Origin of the sequence: Mesorhizobium captivum (genome assembly GCF_033977165.1) — a bacterium.
Taxonomy (GTDB): Bacteria; Pseudomonadota; Alphaproteobacteria; order Rhizobiales; family Rhizobiaceae; genus Mesorhizobium; species Mesorhizobium captivum.
Map to the genome: position 1 here is coordinate 55,470 of NZ_JAVIJB010000025.1, position 16,169 is coordinate 71,638.

Consider the following 16,169-nt stretch of genomic DNA (forward strand, 5'->3'; position numbering starts at 1 on the left):
GCATATTTTTTAGCGCTTCCCGGTCATGGCAGGAAAATAGTTTTTTCTAATTTCTACTAAGTTAGTAGATTAAAGCCGTACCCGCGCCGAGCGGCCGGTTGATGCGCTTTGCAAGAGATGATCGAGCCGTCGTCCTTGGCCGGAACAATCACGCTCGGCGGCACGTTGTCGACAGGTCCGGAAGCCGAAAAGGAGGAGCGCCATGAGCATCAGGCTGAAACACGATCTTTGGGTTATCGTGGCTGACGGTGAAAAGGCGCTTTTCCTTCGCAACGAGGGCGATACCAAATTTCCGGACCTGCAGGTCGTGCAGGAGCTGGAGCAGGAGAATCCGGCTACCCGCGAGCAGGGCAGCGACAGGCCGGGCCGCTACAGTGACGGGCCGACAGTTCACCGCAGCGCGGTTGAAGACACCGATTGGCACCGTCTCGGCAAGGAACGCTTCGCCGACACCATCGCGGAGCGGCTCTACAAACTTGCGCATCGGGGTGACTTCCACGAGGTCGTGCTGATTGCCCCACCGCAGGTGCTCGGCGAGATGCGCCAGAAGCTGCACAAGGAGGTCTGCGACAAGGTGAAGGCGGAGATACCGAAGACACTGACCAACCACACCATTCCCGAGATCGAGAAGCTGCTCCAAGCGGCCTAAGCCAGGCAGCGAGAGGCTACCGAAACGCCATTGATGCTGCACGGCCGCCGCGCGGCGGCCGGCTGCGGTTTTCATCCTGCGGTGGCCTCCAGGGCGCCGATTCCAGCGCACCAGCGGTTGCATCACCACCGCTCTCCCCGCCATATTGCGAAAGGCGACGGCCTCGGGCGGCGCTTATCCGACATCGCAGTTTCTGAAAGGCGCTCCATAGACCATGCCGCATGACACGCCCCTTATCGCCACCATCGTCGCCGGTTTGGGGCTTGCTTTCGTCTTCGGAGCATTGGCCAACCGTTTCCGCATCCCGCCGCTGGTCGGCTATCTCGTCGCCGGCGTGCTGGTCGGGCCGAACACGCCGGGCTTCGTCGCCGACGCCAGCCTCGCCAACGAACTCGCCGAGATCGGCGTCATCCTCTTGATGTTCGGCGTCGGCCTGCATTTCTCGCTGAAGGACCTTCTGTCGGTTCGCGCGATTGCCGTGCCCGGCGCCGTCGTGCAGATCGGCTTTGCCACGCTGCTCGGCGTTGGCCTCGCTTGGCTGCTCGGCTGGTCCTTGGGCGCCGGCCTGGTCTTCGGCCTGGCGCTTTCCGTCGCCTCGACCGTCGTGCTGCTGCGCGCCATGCAGGAGCGGCGGCTGATCGAGACCGAGCGCGGCCGCATCGCCGTCGGCTGGCTGATCGTCGAGGATCTGGCCATGGTGCTGGCGCTGGTGCTTTTGCCGGCGCTCGCCGGCGTGCTCGGCGGCCAGTCGCAGGCCGACGACCATGCGAGCCTGCTCTCGCTGCCTGCCAGCTACGGCATATGGGGCGTGGTCGGCGTGACGCTGGCCAAGGTCGCCGCTTTCGTCGCCGTCATGCTTGTCGTCGGCCGCAGGGTCATCCCGTGGATCCTGCATTATGTCGCCCATACCGGCTCGCGCGAGCTGTTCCGGCTCTCGGTGCTGGCGATCGCGCTCGGCGTCGCCTTCGGCGCGGCGAAACTGTTCGGCGTCTCGCTGGCGCTCGGCGCCTTCTTCGCCGGCATGATCATGAGCGAGTCCGAGCTCAGCCACCGCGCCGCGGAAGAATCTCTGCCGCTGCGCGACGCGTTCTCGGTGCTGTTCTTCGTCTCGGTCGGCATGCTGTTCGACCCGCTCAGCCTGATCAGCAACGGCCTGCCTATACTCGCCACGCTTGCCATCATCGTCGTCGGCAAATCGATTGCCGCCTTCGTCATCGTCATCGCCTTCCGCTATCCCATCGCGACGGCACTGATGATCTCGGCCAGTCTCGCCCAGATCGGCGAATTCTCCTTCATCCTGGCCGAGCTCGGTGTCGGGCTGAAGCTGTTGCCCGAGCAGGGCCGCGACCTGATTCTGGCCGGCGCAATCCTGTCGATCCTGCTCAATCCGTTGATGTTCCTCGTCGTCGACTGGATGAAGCCATGGCTGGAAGCGCGCGCCACCAAAGCAGCGCCCCCAGTCGAGGCAAGGCCGATCGGCCCTGCAACCGAGCCAGGCCAGGTGGCTTCGGTGGTGGCAGCTCCGGAAAAGGAAGACGGCCCGCCGCCGCGCACCGCGCTCACCGATCATTCCATCCTGGTTGGCTATGGCCGTGTCGGCAGCCTCGTGGGGGCCGCGATGAAGGAAGCCGACCTGCCCTTCCTGGTCATCGAGGATGCCGACAAGACACTGGCGAAGCTCAGGGACGACGGCGTCGAGACCGTGGCAGGCAACGCCGCCAATGCGGAGGTCTTTTCCGCCGCCAATCCGGAGGGCGCCAAGCGGCTGATCCTTGCCATTCCCAATGCCTTCGAGGCCGGGCAGATCGTGCTTCGAGCCCGCGCCGCCAATCCAGGCATAAGCGTCATTGCCCGTGCCCATTCCGATGCCGAGGTCGAGCATCTGATAGGCCTCGGCGCCGACACGGTGATCATGGGTGAGCGCGAGATCGCGCGCGGCATCGTCGAGGTGGTGACGGGCGCGGCTGTTGTGGAGCCGGTCAAGGCGGAAGCCTGAAACCAACTCTTCGCATTGCCGATTTGCGCGGAGTGAACGGGAATTAAGCAACGAACGCGGAACCGCCGTTTTGCGCGATGTCGCTGAGATATTTCGCTGGCGGCTTGCCGAGCGCCTTCTTGAACATGGTGATGAAGGCGGTGACCGATTCATAGCCGAGATCGGCCGAAACCTGCTGCACGCTGGCGCCGGCGGCCAGCTCTCGTATCGCGACGATCAAGTGCAATTGCTGGCGCCAGCGCCCGAAGCTCAGCCCTGTCTCCTTGACCACGAGACGGGCGAGGCTGCTCTCGCTCAGCGCAACGCGGCTGGCCCACTCCGCCAGGGTGCTGCGGTCGGCGGGATTTTCTGCCAGCGCTTCGGCGATCCGCCTCATGCGCGGCTCGGATGAGGTCGGCAGGTGCAGTTGCTGGACAGGCATGAGCGGCAATTCGGTAAGCAGGATCCTGGTCAGGAGCTCGCCCCTCGCATCGTTGTCGTTAGCACGATCCGACAGCTCGATGATCAGTTCGCGCAGCAGCGGCGAGATCGAAAGCGTGCAGCACCGGGCCGGCAGATCGGCGGCCCCGGGCTCGATGTAGACAAAGAAAATCCGGGCATTGGCGGTTGCGATATTGCTGTGCTGCATGCGGCTCGGAATCCACACACCGCAATGCGGCGGCACCATCCAAAAGCCGCTCGGAACGCGGCATGTGACGCCGCCTCCCACCGCAAAGACGAGTTGCCCTTTGCGGTGCCAGTGCTCGGGCACTTCAGTCTTGTTCCCGGTAACGTCGACGCGCACCGCGATTGCTGGCGCCAGCACATTGTCGACGTCGAAATCGGGCCAGGGCCAGCGAAGAGGCTGTCTCATGATTGACGACTTTTAGCGATCACTTGGCTTTATATCTAAATTTTTCGGCCGCAAAAGTCGATAGATTGAGCCGTGACCGTCGCAGTCGATCGCGGCTCCCTAACCGCCAATTTCAAAGGTGGCCTATGCTCGCTCTCGCCATTTCTTCCGACGGCCCCGACCGGCTGAAGCTCACCCAGGTCGACGAGCCAAACTGCAATGGGAATGAAGCATTGGTGGCAGTTCATGCAACATCGTTGAATCATGGCGAGCTGCGCCTGCTCAGCATACGACCTGACGGGTGGATACCTGGCCAGGACATCGTCGGCATTGTCGAGCGCGCGGCGGCCGACGGCTCAGGCCCGACTGCGGGCACGCGCGTTGCGGCCTTGGTCGACCAGGCCGGCTGGGCCGAACATGTCGCCGTTCCGACCGACCGCCTTGCCGTCCTGCCGGACGCGGTCAGCCTCGCGGTCGCCGCCACGCTTCCGGTCGCGGGCAGGACGGCGCTAAGAACTTTGCGCCATGGCGGTGACCTGACCGGCCAGCAGGTCCTGATCACCGGTGCAAGCGGCGCGGTCGGCCGTTTCCAGATCCAGATCGCCCGTCAACAGGGCGGGCGCGTGACCGCGGTCGCCGCCGCGCGGCACGGCGAGGATCTCCGTCGCCTGGGGGCCGAGCAGGTGGTCGAGGCGATCGAACTGGCCGAGGGACCGTTTTCGCTGATCACCGAGTCGGTCGGTGGTGAAAGCCTCGCACACGCGATCGAACGCGTCGCACCCGGCGGGACCATCGTCATGTTTGGTTCGAGCAGTGGCGAACTCACGCCCGTTGGATTCCGCCAGTTCGTTCCGGGTCACGAGGGTGCGCGGCTTCAGACTTTCGCTTATTACACATCGGGCTCAGCCATTGGCGCGGACATCGCCTCGCTGCTCGCTCTGGCCGCTTCTGGCCGGCTGGAAACCCGCGTGGCCTTGACCGTGCCCTGGACGGATATCGCCCAGGCCCTGGATGCGCTGCGACAGCGCAGCATCAGCGGCAAGGCTGTTCTCACTATCGGCGGATGAGCCCGCTTAGGCTGACCGGCTCACACGTGCTGGCCGCCATTGATGTGGATTTCCGAACCGGTCACGTAGGAGGCTTGGCCCGAGCACAGGAAGAAGATGATGTCGGCGACTTCCGCCGTGGCGCCGAGGCGTCGCAGCGGGATCGTCTCGACTATTCTGTCGGTGCCGGGCGACAAGATCGCCGTGTCGATCTCGCCCGGCGCGATCGCGTTGACGCGGATGCCGTGCGGACCGAAGTCATGCGCCATCTCGCGCGTCAGCGAGCCGAGCGCTGCCTTGGATGTCGCATAAGCCGTTCCGGCGAACGGATGCACCCTGGTGCCGGCGATCGAGGTGACGTTGACGATCGAGCCCTTGGCCGCGGCGAGTTCCTTGAACAGGCCGCGTGCCAGCATGATCGGCGCGAAGAAATTGACCTGGAACACGTCACGCCAGACATGCATCGGCGTCTCGATCGAGTTCATCCGGCCGCCGTCCTTCAGCTTCGGCGAGATGCCGGCATTGTTCACCAGCGCATGCAGCTGCCCGCCATGCGCTTCCAGCCGATGTCGGATTTCCGAGACGGCGATGCCGACATCCTCCTGGTCTGCGAGATCGACCTTGATGTGGTCCTCGGGGCCGGCCGGCCACGGACAATCCTCGGCAAAGGCCTGCCGCGAGCAGGTGATGACGCGCCAGCCCTCGCGCGAAAAGCGCTTCACCGTCGCATGGCCGATGCCGCGGCTGGCCCCGGTGAGCACGATGGTTTTTCTGCTGTCGATTTCGGCCATGGCTTGATCTCCGGCCGGACATGTAGCCGAAGGCGCTTGCCATTGCGAGAGGCGAGTTGCCGGCTGGACCATGATCCCGAAAACGGGATCAGGCTTTAGCCGCCGCTCAGAATATCGAGAATAGACGTCTGCCGCCGTTTCTTCGGGCCGCCGACGTCGCCGGGCGGCACCGGATGCCCGACCGACGCGGTGGTGCCGCCGTCGCTGGGCATATCGAAACCGTCGGCATCGACCGCCTGGGCTGGACGCGCCTGGCGCGCGGGTGCCTGGGCAACCGGCGCCGACTGGCCGACCGGCGCGGGCGGCGCCGGCGGCGGCTGTGAGCCATCCGCCGACGGGATCTCGTCCGGCACGACCGTATCGGCGGGCGTCGACTTCCACGTGCCGGGCAGTGGCCTGACCGGCACGCCTTCATGCGCCGCCACCATGAACTCGTGCCAGGCCTGCGCCGGCAATGCGCCGCCCGTCACCTTCTTCATCGGACTGCCGTCGTCATTGCCGAACCAGACGCCGGTGGTGAGGTTGGCGGTGTAGCCGACGAACCAGGCGTCGCGAGAATTCTGGCTGGTGCCGGTCTTGCCGGCCGAAGGCCAGTTGAAGGCCGCCTTCTTGGCGGTGCCGACCTCGACCGTGCCCGTCATCATCGAGTTCATCATGCCAACGATGTCGGCCTTGATGACGCGCGGCGCGCTGCCGCCATTGTTCTCGTAGAGCACCCTGCCGCCGGCCGTGGCGATGCGGCTGATAAAATGGACGTCCGGCTTGTAGCCCCCGTTGGCGAAAGGCACATAGGCGGAGGTCAGTTCCAGCGGCGTCACTTCCGACGTGCCGAGCGCGATAGAGGTGTTCGACTGCAGGTCGGACTGGATGCCCATGCGGTGCGCCGCCTCGACCACCGCGTCGGGCCCCACTTCCATGGTCAGCTGCGCCGCGACCGAGTTCAGCGACTTGGCCAGCGCGGTGGCTAAAGTCACCTTGCCGTAGTACTTGCCGCCGTAATTGTCCGGCGTCCACTTGCCGATCTTGATCGGGGCGTCGTTGCGCACGCTGTCCGGCGTGCGGCCGGCCTCGAGCGCCGCCATGTAGACGAACGGCTTGAAGGCGGAGCCTGGCTGGCGCCGCGCTTCCGAGGCGCGGTCGAACTGGCTGGTCGAATAGTCGTAGCCGCCGACCATGGCCCGCACGGCGCCGGAATCGTCGATCGACACCAGCGCGCCTTGCGTGACGTTGAGCTTCTTGCCGCTCTCGTCGATCAGCCGGCGGATCGACTGCTCTGCGAGTTTCTGCAGCGTCAGGTCGACGGTGGTGTCGATGACGATGTCGCCGCGCACGTCGCCGATAAGGTCGGGCAGTTCCTCCATGACCGTGTCGGCGACATAGTTTTCCGAGCCGGTCCAGTAGGAGGGCGAGCGCGTCGCCGGCGCGCTGAGCGCCACCTTGTATTCCTTGTCGCTGATCTTGCCTTCCTCGCGCATGGCGGCGAGCACGAGCTGCGCGCGCTCTTCCGCCGCCTTCGGGTCGCGCGCCGGCGAAAGCCGCGACGGCGCCTTCAACAGACCGGCGAGAAGCGCTGCCTCCGACAGCGAGACGTCGCGTGCGCTCTTGCCGAAATAGCGCCGCGAGGCCGCTTCTACGCCATAGGCGCCGGAGCCGAAATAGACCCGGTTGAGGTACATTTCGAGAATCTGGTCCTTGCTGTGTTTGTGTTCCAGCCACAGCGCCAAGAGCACCTCCTGCACCTTGCGCTCCAGCGTCCGGTCCGGCGTCAGGAACAGGTTCTTCGCCAGCTGCTGCGTCAGCGTCGAGCCGCCCTGCGAGAAATGCCCGCCGAGCACGTTGGTGACCATGGCTCGCGTCAGCCCGATCGGGTCGATGCCGAAATGCGAATAGAAGCGGCGGTCCTCGATGGCGACGACGGCCTCGGGAATATAGGGCGACATCTCATTGAGGCCGACGGCCTCGCCGCCGCTCATGCCTCTGTTGGCGATAAGCTGCCCGTCGACCGAGACGATCTTGATGTTGGGCGCGCGATCGGGGATCGACCAGGTGGTCGCCGCCGGCATCTTGGCGCCGTAATAGACGACGATGCCGGCCACCGCGATGCCGCCCCAGATGCAGAGCACGAAGCACCAGTAGAGCAGACGGCCGAAGACGGAAACCAGCCCGCGCCGGTTGCGGTCTCGGCCGCGACGCGACGATTTAGCCTTGGCGGATTTGCGTTTTCCTGCGGATTTGCGATTTGCCGGCACGACGCGATCCTCCTCGCTGACCGAAAAGCTGTCGGAGGATTTCGCCCGCGGCGAGCCCTCGAAGCTTGGTTCGATGCGACTGTCTCTGCGGTTCGCCATGCGCTGTGCTTGTCTGTCCCCGGTGCCGATGGCGCTCGGGTTGCAGAGTAGATGCGGCGGTTTAAAGGCGCGTTAAGTGGGGAAAAATCGAAGCGATTGAAAATCAAATGTTCAGCAATCGCGATCTGAACCGATTTCGCGGACGTAGGAGCGCAAGCGGCGGCAAGACCCGATCGCGCTCCTACTTGTGGTTCGTCGCGACGCGCTTCAGTCGAGCACGGCCCGGACCGACAGCGCTGCCCTCGATGCCTGCATCACATCGCCGACATGGCAGTAGCAGACGATCTCGTGCAGCTGATAGTCGCTCAGCTCGAAGAAGCGCTTTGCCTCCCCGTAACTGTCGTCCTTCAAACCTTCCCCGTGCAAAATCGGGTCTTCGAGAGCGACCGATATCGGCGAGCCGTCACCGCGCATGATGTCGCGCTCGGGCCGGGCACGGTATTCGGTGCCGGTAAGCGCGGTTAGCAGCCGGGTTGGCTCACGTTCGAGAAGCTCCGCCCAACGTGCGAGGCGCTGGGTTCGGCTCATGATGGGTCTGGCAGTTTTGACCTCGGCAACGGCGTGCAGTTGGTCCAGTGTTTGGTGCCTCATGGCAACCTCCTAGTGGCTAGGTTGGTTGGCCCCAAACTCCCTATGCCGTGATGATACCGCCGAACCGCCCGGACGTCACTCTCGTTGCGTCCCGCTCCCGCAAGATTGATGGGAGCTGTTATCCGGAGCAAGCCGGTCAAGCCGCAAGATGCGCACGCGACGGGATCAATTCTGTTGGATCGAAATGCCCTTGTCATCGATCTTGAGCTCCACGCCTTTCGGCCTGGTCTGCTCACGATAGATATAGACGCCAAGTCCAATGATCACGACGACCAATACCCCGATGACGAGGTAGAGCATGTTCTGTCTCATTGCGCCCCCTTGTTGCGGCCGGACCTCATGCTCGCTTCAGAAACTGCCAGCGATTGCTCACTGGTCGTCGTCATCGCCGGATGCTGGCCGCCAGCTCGTCGGATCGACTTTTTTCTGGGTGTTGCTGTCGGTGTAGACCCACCAGCCGCCGTCACGATATTGACCGGCGGATTCGTTGATCACGCCGTCGACGTCCTTCCACATGATCGTGACCTTCGAGCCGTCCTTCGGCGCGGTCGCTATCGGTTTGCGCTCTGCCATTTCATTCCCTCACTCCAACAATGGACCGGCAGGAACGCGGCTCGACGCGCCGGGTTCCGTCAGCTGTGCGCGAAGATATCTTCTTCCCCCCAGCCCATCAGGTCGAGCTTGGCGCGCGTCGGCAGGAAGCGGAAGCAGGCGTCGGCCTCCTTGGCACGGCCCTCGCGCGCCAGCCGTGCCGCAAGCACCTCGCGCAGCCGGTGCAGGTAGAGCACGTCCGATGCCGCATATTCGAGCTGCTCGGGCGAGAGCGTTTCCGCTGCCCAGTCCGACGATTGCTGCGCCTTGGAGAGGCCGATGCCGAGCAGTTCGTTGCAGATATCCTTCAGCCCGTGCCGGTCGGTATAGGTGCGGGTCAGCCGCGAGGCGATCTTGGTGCAGAACACCGGCTCGGCCATGACGCCGAAGGTGTGGTAGAGCACGGCGATATCGAAACGGCCGTAGTGGAACAGCTTGGTGATAGTGCGGTTCCGGAGCAGGCTGACGAGGTTCGGCGCTTTCCGCTGACCGGGAGCGATCTGGATGACGTCGGCGCTGCCGTCGCCGGGCGAAATCTGCACTACGCAGAGCCGGTCGCGATGCGGATTGAGTCCCAGCGTTTCCGTGTCGATGGCCACCGCCCCGACATTGTAGTGGGACAGGTCCGGCAGATCGTTCTTGTGGAAACGGATGTCGGTCATTCTCTTCTCCGGATCGCGGCCTGCAGCGCTGCGCATCCTTTGGGATGCGCAAAGGACGCTGCAGCACTTTGCGCTAGAAAGCCCGTCCTCGCCGCGATCCGAAGAAAAATCAACAAAAACTTGTCTTTCCCGCCTCTCAACGGGTCAGCGCATCGAGAATGCGCGCCCAGGAGCGCTGCCCCTTGTGGAAGGAGGAGAGCTCGTACTTCTCGTTGGGCGAATGGATGCGGTCGTCGTCGAGGCCGAAGCCGACCAGCAGCGATTCCATGCCGAGATAGGTCTGGAAGTCGCCGACCACGGGGATCGAGCCGCCGCCGCCGGTGGTGACGGCCTGCTTCTCCCATTCGTCGGACAGCGCGTCCTTGGCCTTGGCGAGGAACGGCGAGTCGTAGGAGAGCTGGATCGCCGGCGAGCCGCCATGCGGATGGAATTCGACCGAGCAGTCCCCCGGGATGCGCTCGCGCACGAAAGCCTGGAAGGCGGCGCGGATCTTCTTCGGATCCTGCTTGTGCACGAGGCGGAACGACACCTTCGCCGAGGCTTCCGCGGCGATCACCGTCTTGAAGCCCTTGCCGGTATAGCCGCCGATGATGCCGTTGAATTCGGCGGTCGGCCGCGCCCAGGTGAGCTCGAGCAGCGAGCGGCCCTTTTCGCCGGCGGGAATGGAAAGCCCGACCGGCCCGAGGAAGGTCTCGGCCGTTTCGCCGAGCCCCTCCCAGGATTTCAGCACCTGCGAGGGCGTTTCCTCGACGCCGTCATAGAAGCCTGGAATGGTGACATGACCGTCCTTGTCGTGAACGTCGGCCAGGATCCTGGCGAGAATCCGGATCGGGTTGGCGGCCGGGCCGCCATAGAGGCCCGAATGCAGGTCGCGGCTGGCGGCCTTGACCGTGACTTCCTCGCCGACCATGCCGCGCAGCGACACGCAGATCGACGGCGTCTCGCGGTTCCACATGCTGGTGTCGCAGACCAGCGCGAAATCCGCCTTCAGTTCGGCGGCATTCGCCTCGAGGAAAGGCTTCAGCGACGGCGAGCCGGACTCCTCCTCGCCTTCGAACAGGATGGTGACGCGGCAGGGCAGATTGCCATGCACCTGCTTCCAGGCGCGGCAGGCCTCGACGAAGGTCATAAGCTGCCCCTTGTCGTCGGCCGAGCCGCGCCCTGTGATCACCTTGCGGCCGGGCTCGATCTCCTTGATCGACGGCGCGAACGGATCGCTCTCCCAAAGCTCGAGCGGGTCGACCGGCTGGACGTCGTAGTGGCCGTAGAACAGGACATGCGGCGCGCCGGCGGGCCCCTCATGATGCGCCACCACCATCGGATGTCCGGGCGTGTCGCGCACGCTGGCGTCGAAGCCGATCAGCTTGAGCTCGGCGACCAGCCATTCGGCGCCCTTGCGGCAGGCGGCGGCAAAGGCCGGATCGGTGGAGATGGACTTGATGCCGAGCAGGCCGAAAAGCCGTTCCAGGCTCTGGTCGAGGTTCTGGTCGAGACGGTCGAGGACGGGGGAGATTCTGGACATTTTTTCAGCCTTTCGATTCTGGCCCGACCCTAAAGGGGCGAGCAGAAAACGCAAAGCCGTGATCGTTGGACCACGGGCTTTGGCGTCAGTGACACGGAGGCTGCGGGACAAAAAAGAACCGCCGTGGTGGAGGGGGAACCACGGCGGTCTTTACTCGAAACGTTGCGGCAGCCCGGAGAGGGGGGATAGGCTGCCGCAGTTGCCCGGGATAGGCGGGGGACGGGCCTTACTCCGGACTTCGGCGAAAACTGCCGATGACAGCTATTTGGGTCCGTGAACATGGCGATTCAAGGGCACGAGCATTACACTTTTGTAACATACCCGTGAGTGGCCGGATGAGCAGCCGGATTCCGGCGCGATCGGCACTTGTCAGGGTGTTGCCGGAACCGGTGGGTTGCGCCGCCTTTGGCATGGACCGCGAAGCCTGGCCGCGCTATCCCTGCCGGCATGAAAAAAGGCGATCACCTCTTCCTTGTCGACGGCTCCGGCTACATTTTCCGCGCCTACCACGCGCTGCCGCCGCTGAACCGCAAATCCGACGGCTTGCCGACCAGCGCCGTGCTCGGCTTCTGCAACATGGTGTGGAAGCTGATGCAGGATGCCCGCAACACCAGCGTCGGCATCGTGCCGACTCATTTCGCCGTCATCTTCGATTATTCGTCAAAGACCTTCCGCAGCGATCTCTATCCCGAATACAAGGCCAACCGCTCGGCGCCGCCGGAAGACCTCATCCCGCAATTCGGCCTGATCCGCCAGGCCACCGTGGCCTTCAACCTGCCTTGCATCGAGATGGAAGGCTTCGAGGCCGACGACATCATCGCCACCTACAGCCGGCTGGCCTGCGAGGTCGGCGCCGACACCACCATCGTCTCGTCCGACAAGGACCTGATGCAATTGGTCGGCCCGACGGTCGGCATGTACGACCCGATGAAGGACCGCCAGATCGGCATCCCCGAAGTGGTCGAGAAATGGGGCGTGCCGCCGGAAAAGATGATCGACCTGCAGGCGCTGACCGGCGACTCCGTCGACAACGTGCCCGGCGTACCCGGCATCGGCCCGAAGACCGCGGCGCAGTTGCTGGAACAGTTCGGCGACCTCGACGGGCTTTTGGCTCGTGCCAGCGAGATCAAGCAGGACAAGCGGCGCGAAACCATCATCGCCAATGCCGACAAGGCGCGCATCTCGCGTGAGCTGGTGACCCTCAAGAACGACGTGCCGCTGAAAGAAGGGCTGGACGACCTCATCCTGCATGCGCCAGACGGCCCGAAGCTGATCGGCTTCCTGAAGACGATGGAATTCACCACGCTGACGCGCCGCGTCGCGGAAGCGACCGCAACCGAGATCGGCGACGTCCAGGCCGCGTCGGTCACCATCGAGCGCGCCGATACCGCGCATGGCCCCGATGTCGGCGCCGGCGCGCCGGCGGCCCCAAGACCAGCCCCGCCAAATGGCACCGCGGAGCCCTCCCGGCCGCCAGTCCGAGGCGAGGACGCGCCGCCGCAGGGCGACACCCCCTCCCTGCTCTCGGCGCTGCGGCTGGAGCAGGCGACGGCGCGCAAGATCGACCCTTCGGCTTATACGGCCATTCGCGACCTGGCCGCGCTGAAAGCCTGGGTTGCCGAGGCGAGAGAAGCCGGCATCCTTGCCTTCGATGCCGAGACCACCTCGTCCGACCCGATGCAGGCCGAGCTGATCGGCCTCTCCATGGCGATCGCGCCGGGCCGCGCCGTCTACGTGCCGCTCGCCCATATGAGCGGCAATGGCGACCTGCTTGGCGGCGGCCCGCTGGCGGATCAGATCGCGGTCCGCGAAGCGCTGGCGCTGCTCAAGCCGCTGCTCGAGGATAGGTCGGTTCTCAAGATCGTCCAGGACATGAAATACGACATCGTCGTGATGAGCCGGCACGGCATCGAGGTCGGACCGTTCGACGACACGATGCTGGTCTCCTATGTGCTCGATGCCGGCACGTCCGGCGGCCATGATCTCGCCTCGCTGTCGGAGAAATGGCTGGGCCATGCTCCGGCCTCCAAGAAGGAACTTGCCGGATCGGGCAAGAGCGCCATCGGCTTCGGCCAGGTCGATATCGAGCGGGCGACCGCCTATGCCGGTGAGCAGGCCGATCTGGCGCTGCGCCTCTGGCAGCTGCTGAAGCCCAGGCTCGCCGCCAAGGGCCTCGTTTCCGTCTATGAACGGCTGGAGCGGCCGCTGGTGCCCGTGCTCGCCCGCATGGAGCAGCGCGGCATTTCGATCGACCGCCAGATCCTGTCCCGACTCTCCGGTGAGCTGGCGCAAGGCGCCGCGCGCGTCGAGGAAGAAATTTACGGCATCGTCGGCGAGCGCATCAACATCGGCTCGCCGAAACAGCTCGGCGACATATTGTTCGGCAAGATGGGCCTGCCGGGCGGCTCCAAGACCAAGACCGGCCAATGGTCGACCTCGGCGCAGCTTCTGGAAGACTTGGCCGCCGAAGGCCACGAGCTGCCGCGCAAGATCGTCGACTGGCGCCAGCTCACCAAGCTGAAATCGACCTACACCGATGCGCTGCCGGGCTTCATCAACCCCGGCACCAATCGCGTCCACACCTCCTATGCGCTGGCCGCGACGACCACCGGGCGTCTGTCGTCCTCCGACCCCAATCTGCAGAACATTCCGGTGCGCACCGCCGAAGGCCGCAAGATCAGGACCGCCTTCATCGCCGAGAAAGGCCACAAGCTGGTCTCGGCCGACTACAGCCAGATCGAATTGCGCGTGCTTGCGCATGTCGCCGAGATCCCGCAGCTCAAGCAGGCCTTCGCCGACGGCGCCGACATCCACGCCATCACCGCCTCGGAGATGTTCAATGTGCCGGTCGAGGGCATGCCTTCTGAAGTGCGCCGCCGCGCCAAGGCGATCAATTTCGGCATCATCTACGGCATCTCGGCCTTCGGCCTCGCCAACCAGCTGTCGATCCCGCGCGAGGAAGCGAGCGCCTACATCAAGCGCTATTTCGAACGCTTCCCGGGCATCCGCGACTATATCGAGGAAACCAAGACCTACGCGCGCGAGAACGGCTTCGTCGAAACGATCTTCGGCCGCCGCATCCACTATCCGGAGATAAGGTCGTCCAACCCGTCGGTCCGCGCCTTCAACGAACGCGCCTCGATCAACGCCAGGCTCCAGGGCACCGCGGCCGACATCATCCGCCGCGCCATGGTGCATATGGAAGAGGCGTTGGAGAAAGCGAAGCTTTCGGCCCGCATGCTTTTACAGGTTCATGACGAGCTGATCTTCGAGACGGTGGAAGCGGAGGTCGAGGCGACTATCCCCGTCGTGCGCCGCGTGATGGAGAACGCGCCGATGCCGGCGGTCTCGATGTCGGTGCCGCTGCATGTCGACGCGAGGGCTGCGCATAATTGGGACGAGGCGCATTAGGCGCCTCACCTTCGTTCGTCATCCACGGGCGGAGCAAGGAGCGAAGGCTTACGCCGCCTCAGCCCGGCACTTGGCGCACACCCCCCGAAACTCGATAACCGCCTTCTTCGCCGCAAATCCGGTCGAGCGCACCCACTCGTCCAGCCGGTGGTCGACATCGTGGTCGGACATCTCGGTCACCTGGCCGCAGCTATCGCAAATGGCGAAGGCCGTCATCGAATGGCTGTGATCGTGCGGCTCGGCGCAGGCGACGAAGGAGTTGAGGCTTTCGAGCCGGTGCACGAAGCCTGACTTCACCAGCGTGTCGAGCGCGCGATAAACCTGCAGCGGCGCCCGGAAGCCGCGCTCGCGCAATTGGTCTAGAAGCATATAGGCGCTGAGCGGCCCGCTGGCGGCCTCGAGCCTCTCGAGCACGCACAGCTGGTTCTTGGTCAGCGCATCCCTTGCCGTCATCTTATCCGTCCGGTCGTCGCGTCGTTTCGCGCGCCGATTGTGCACATGAAACGGTCTCCGCTCCATGAGATAGCGACGAACGCGCATTTTTGCCACTGTTTCCGCACAGGCGTCGCCTGACGACAGGCAGCGGCACACGGCCGGCCAATCGCTACTTACGCGGCGGCCCTTTGCGCTCGGCGGAAGCCGCCCAGAGGTTGATGTCGGCCTCGCGCGCATAGGTGTCGATCTCGGCTAGTTCGGCATCGCTGAACTCGAGCGCCTTGAGCGCGCCGACGCAATCCTCGACCTGCTCCGGCCGGCTGGCGCCGATCAGCGCCGTCGTCACCCTGCCCTTGCGCAACACCCAGGCCAGCGCCATCTGCGCCAGCGTCTGACCGCGCCGGCCGGCAATGGCGTTGAGCGCCTTGATGTTGGCGACCGACTTGTCGTTGATGAAAGCGGGCCTGAGCGACTTGCCTTGGGATGCGCGGCTGCCCTCGGGAATGCCGCCGAGATATTTGTCGGTCAGCATGCCCTGCGCCAGCGGCGAGAACACGATCGAGCCGATGCCCAGTCCATCCAGCGTGTCGAGCAGCCCGTCCTCCTCGACCCAGCGGTTGAGCATGGAATAGCTCGGCTGGTGGATCAGGCAGGGCGTGCCGAGCCGCTTCAATATGTCGGCCGCATCGCGCGTGCGCTGCGAATTATAGGAGGAGATGCCGGCATAGAGCGCCTTGCCAGAACGCACCGCATGGTCGAGCGCGCCCATCGTTTCTTCCAGCGGCGTCTCGGGGTCGAAACGGTGGGAATAGAAGATATCGACATAGTCGAGCCCCATCCGCTTCAGGCTCTGGTCGAGGCTCGCCAGCACATATTTGCGGCTGCCCCACTCGCCGTATGGGCCCGCCCACATCTCGTAGCCGGCCTTGGTCGAGATGATCAACTCGTCGCGATAGCCGGCGAAATCGGTGCGCAGGATCTCGCCGAACGCGGTCTCGGCCGAGCCGGGCGGCGGGCCGTAATTGTTGGCGAGGTCGAAATGGGTGATGCCGAGATCGAAGGCCCTGCGCACGATCGCCTGCTTGGTCCTGTGCGGCGCGTCGTTGCCGAAATTGTGCCACAGCCCCAGCGAGATGGCCGGCAGCTTGAGGCCGGACCGTCCGCAGCGGTTGTAGATCATTTTCTCGTAGCGGTTCTCGGCGGCGACATAGGGCATGGGAAATCCTCGGGATCGAAGGGCGCGGCGATCGCCGCTAGAGCATGATGCCGAAAAGTGTGGAGCGGTTTTCGGACGA

14 protein-coding genes are annotated in these 16,169 nt (G+C 64.5%); 4 read left to right on the forward strand and 10 right to left on the reverse strand.

The window, feature by feature from the left end:
* The first annotated feature begins 202 nt into the window (after positions 1-202).
* Both RFM40_RS20935 and ybaL read left to right on the forward strand, forming a co-directional pair.
* A complete protein-coding gene (locus RFM40_RS20935; RefSeq protein WP_320228140.1) occupies positions 203-649 on the forward strand; it encodes a host attachment family protein in 447 nt (148 codons plus the stop codon).
* A gap of 214 nt (positions 650-863) precedes the next feature.
* Entirely contained in the window at positions 864-2,645 is a 1,782-nt protein-coding gene (gene ybaL, locus RFM40_RS20940) for a YbaL family putative K(+) efflux transporter (protein ID WP_320278131.1), read from the forward strand.
* Positions 2,646-2,688: 43 nt separating this feature from the next.
* On the opposite strand, the gene RFM40_RS20945 is transcribed toward ybaL, so the two are convergent.
* Entirely contained in the window at positions 2,689-3,498 is an 810-nt protein-coding gene (locus RFM40_RS20945; RefSeq protein WP_320228138.1) for an AraC family transcriptional regulator, read from the reverse strand.
* A gap of 125 nt (positions 3,499-3,623) precedes the next feature.
* On the opposite strand from RFM40_RS20945, the gene RFM40_RS20950 reads away from it, so the two are divergent.
* Complete coding sequence (locus RFM40_RS20950; protein WP_320278132.1) at positions 3,624-4,544, forward strand: zinc-binding dehydrogenase; 921 nt, start codon at positions 3,624-3,626, stop codon at positions 4,542-4,544.
* Between the two features lie 20 nt (positions 4,545-4,564).
* Here the strand turns inward: RFM40_RS20950 and RFM40_RS20955 are convergent, their stop codons facing one another.
* The 7 genes from RFM40_RS20955 to RFM40_RS20985 all read right to left on the reverse strand — a co-directional run bounded on the left by RFM40_RS20955 (position 4,565) and on the right by RFM40_RS20985 (position 11,028).
* Positions 4,565-5,314 (reverse strand): SDR family NAD(P)-dependent oxidoreductase, encoded by a 750-nt coding sequence (locus tag RFM40_RS20955; RefSeq protein ID WP_292302565.1) that lies wholly within the window; start codon positions 5,312-5,314, stop codon positions 4,565-4,567.
* 95 nt (positions 5,315-5,409) lie between these two features.
* The gene (locus tag RFM40_RS20960; protein ID WP_320278133.1) at positions 5,410-7,662 is read right to left on the reverse strand and encodes a transglycosylase domain-containing protein; all 2,253 of its coding nucleotides are present in this window, start codon (positions 7,660-7,662) and stop codon (positions 5,410-5,412) included.
* 207 nt (positions 7,663-7,869) lie between these two features.
* Entirely contained in the window at positions 7,870-8,253 is a 384-nt protein-coding gene (locus RFM40_RS20965) for a hypothetical protein (RefSeq protein ID WP_320228135.1), read from the reverse strand.
* A 165-nt stretch (positions 8,254-8,418) separates the two neighbouring features.
* Positions 8,419-8,565, reverse strand: coding sequence for a hypothetical protein (locus RFM40_RS20970; RefSeq protein ID WP_126097851.1), 147 nt, complete (start codon positions 8,563-8,565; stop codon positions 8,419-8,421).
* Between the two features lie 57 nt (positions 8,566-8,622).
* Positions 8,623-8,826 (reverse strand): hypothetical protein, encoded by a 204-nt coding sequence (locus tag RFM40_RS20975; protein ID WP_320222012.1) that lies wholly within the window; start codon positions 8,824-8,826, stop codon positions 8,623-8,625.
* Positions 8,827-8,885: 59 nt separating this feature from the next.
* Positions 8,886-9,506 (reverse strand): ribonuclease D, encoded by a 621-nt coding sequence (locus tag RFM40_RS20980; RefSeq protein ID WP_320222013.1) that lies wholly within the window; start codon positions 9,504-9,506, stop codon positions 8,886-8,888.
* A 136-nt stretch (positions 9,507-9,642) separates the two neighbouring features.
* Entirely contained in the window at positions 9,643-11,028 is a 1,386-nt protein-coding gene (locus tag RFM40_RS20985) for a M20/M25/M40 family metallo-hydrolase (protein ID WP_320228134.1), read from the reverse strand.
* Positions 11,029-11,475: 447 nt separating this feature from the next.
* Between RFM40_RS20985 and polA the strand changes: the two genes are divergently transcribed.
* The gene (polA, locus tag RFM40_RS20990) at positions 11,476-14,439 is read left to right on the forward strand and encodes a DNA polymerase I (RefSeq protein WP_320228197.1); all 2,964 of its coding nucleotides are present in this window, start codon (positions 11,476-11,478) and stop codon (positions 14,437-14,439) included.
* A 48-nt stretch (positions 14,440-14,487) separates the two neighbouring features.
* Here the strand turns inward: polA and RFM40_RS20995 are convergent, their stop codons facing one another.
* Both RFM40_RS20995 and mgrA read right to left on the reverse strand, forming a co-directional pair.
* Entirely contained in the window at positions 14,488-14,892 is a 405-nt protein-coding gene (locus tag RFM40_RS20995; protein ID WP_320228133.1) for a Fur family transcriptional regulator, read from the reverse strand.
* 151 nt (positions 14,893-15,043) lie between these two features.
* Positions 15,044-16,090: an L-glyceraldehyde 3-phosphate reductase gene (gene mgrA / locus RFM40_RS21000; protein WP_320228132.1), complete on the reverse strand. Its 1,047-nt coding sequence runs from the start codon at positions 16,088-16,090 to the stop codon at positions 15,044-15,046.
* Positions 16,091-16,169 lie beyond the last annotated feature (79 nt).

What these genes read in the sequence shown, in the direction of transcription:
- RFM40_RS20955 (WP_292302565.1), bottom strand. Translation starts at nt 5,314, where the DNA reads ATGGCCGAAATCGACAGCAGAAAAACCATCGTGCTCACCGGGGCCAGC.
- polA (WP_320228197.1), top strand. Translation starts at nt 11,476, where the DNA reads ATGAAAAAAGGCGATCACCTCTTCCTTGTCGACGGCTCCGGCTACATT.
- RFM40_RS20975 (WP_320222012.1), bottom strand. Translation starts at nt 8,826, where the DNA reads ATGGCAGAGCGCAAACCGATAGCGACCGCGCCGAAGGACGGCTCGAAG.
- RFM40_RS20950 (WP_320278132.1), top strand. Translation starts at nt 3,624, where the DNA reads ATGCTCGCTCTCGCCATTTCTTCCGACGGCCCCGACCGGCTGAAGCTC.
- RFM40_RS20980 (WP_320222013.1), bottom strand. Translation starts at nt 9,506, where the DNA reads ATGACCGACATCCGTTTCCACAAGAACGATCTGCCGGACCTGTCCCAC.
- RFM40_RS20965 (WP_320228135.1), bottom strand. Translation starts at nt 8,253, where the DNA reads ATGAGGCACCAAACACTGGACCAACTGCACGCCGTTGCCGAGGTCAAA.
- RFM40_RS20935 (WP_320228140.1), top strand. Translation starts at nt 203, where the DNA reads ATGAGCATCAGGCTGAAACACGATCTTTGGGTTATCGTGGCTGACGGT.
- RFM40_RS20960 (WP_320278133.1), bottom strand. Translation starts at nt 7,662, where the DNA reads ATGGCGAACCGCAGAGACAGTCGCATCGAACCAAGCTTCGAGGGCTCG.
- RFM40_RS20995 (WP_320228133.1), bottom strand. Translation starts at nt 14,892, where the DNA reads ATGACGGCAAGGGATGCGCTGACCAAGAACCAGCTGTGCGTGCTCGAG.
- mgrA (WP_320228132.1), bottom strand. Translation starts at nt 16,090, where the DNA reads ATGCCCTATGTCGCCGCCGAGAACCGCTACGAGAAAATGATCTACAAC.
- ybaL (WP_320278131.1), top strand. Translation starts at nt 864, where the DNA reads ATGCCGCATGACACGCCCCTTATCGCCACCATCGTCGCCGGTTTGGGG.
- RFM40_RS20985 (WP_320228134.1), bottom strand. Translation starts at nt 11,028, where the DNA reads ATGTCCAGAATCTCCCCCGTCCTCGACCGTCTCGACCAGAACCTCGAC.
- RFM40_RS20970 (WP_126097851.1), bottom strand. Translation starts at nt 8,565, where the DNA reads ATGAGACAGAACATGCTCTACCTCGTCATCGGGGTATTGGTCGTCGTG.
- RFM40_RS20945 (WP_320228138.1), bottom strand. Translation starts at nt 3,498, where the DNA reads ATGAGACAGCCTCTTCGCTGGCCCTGGCCCGATTTCGACGTCGACAAT.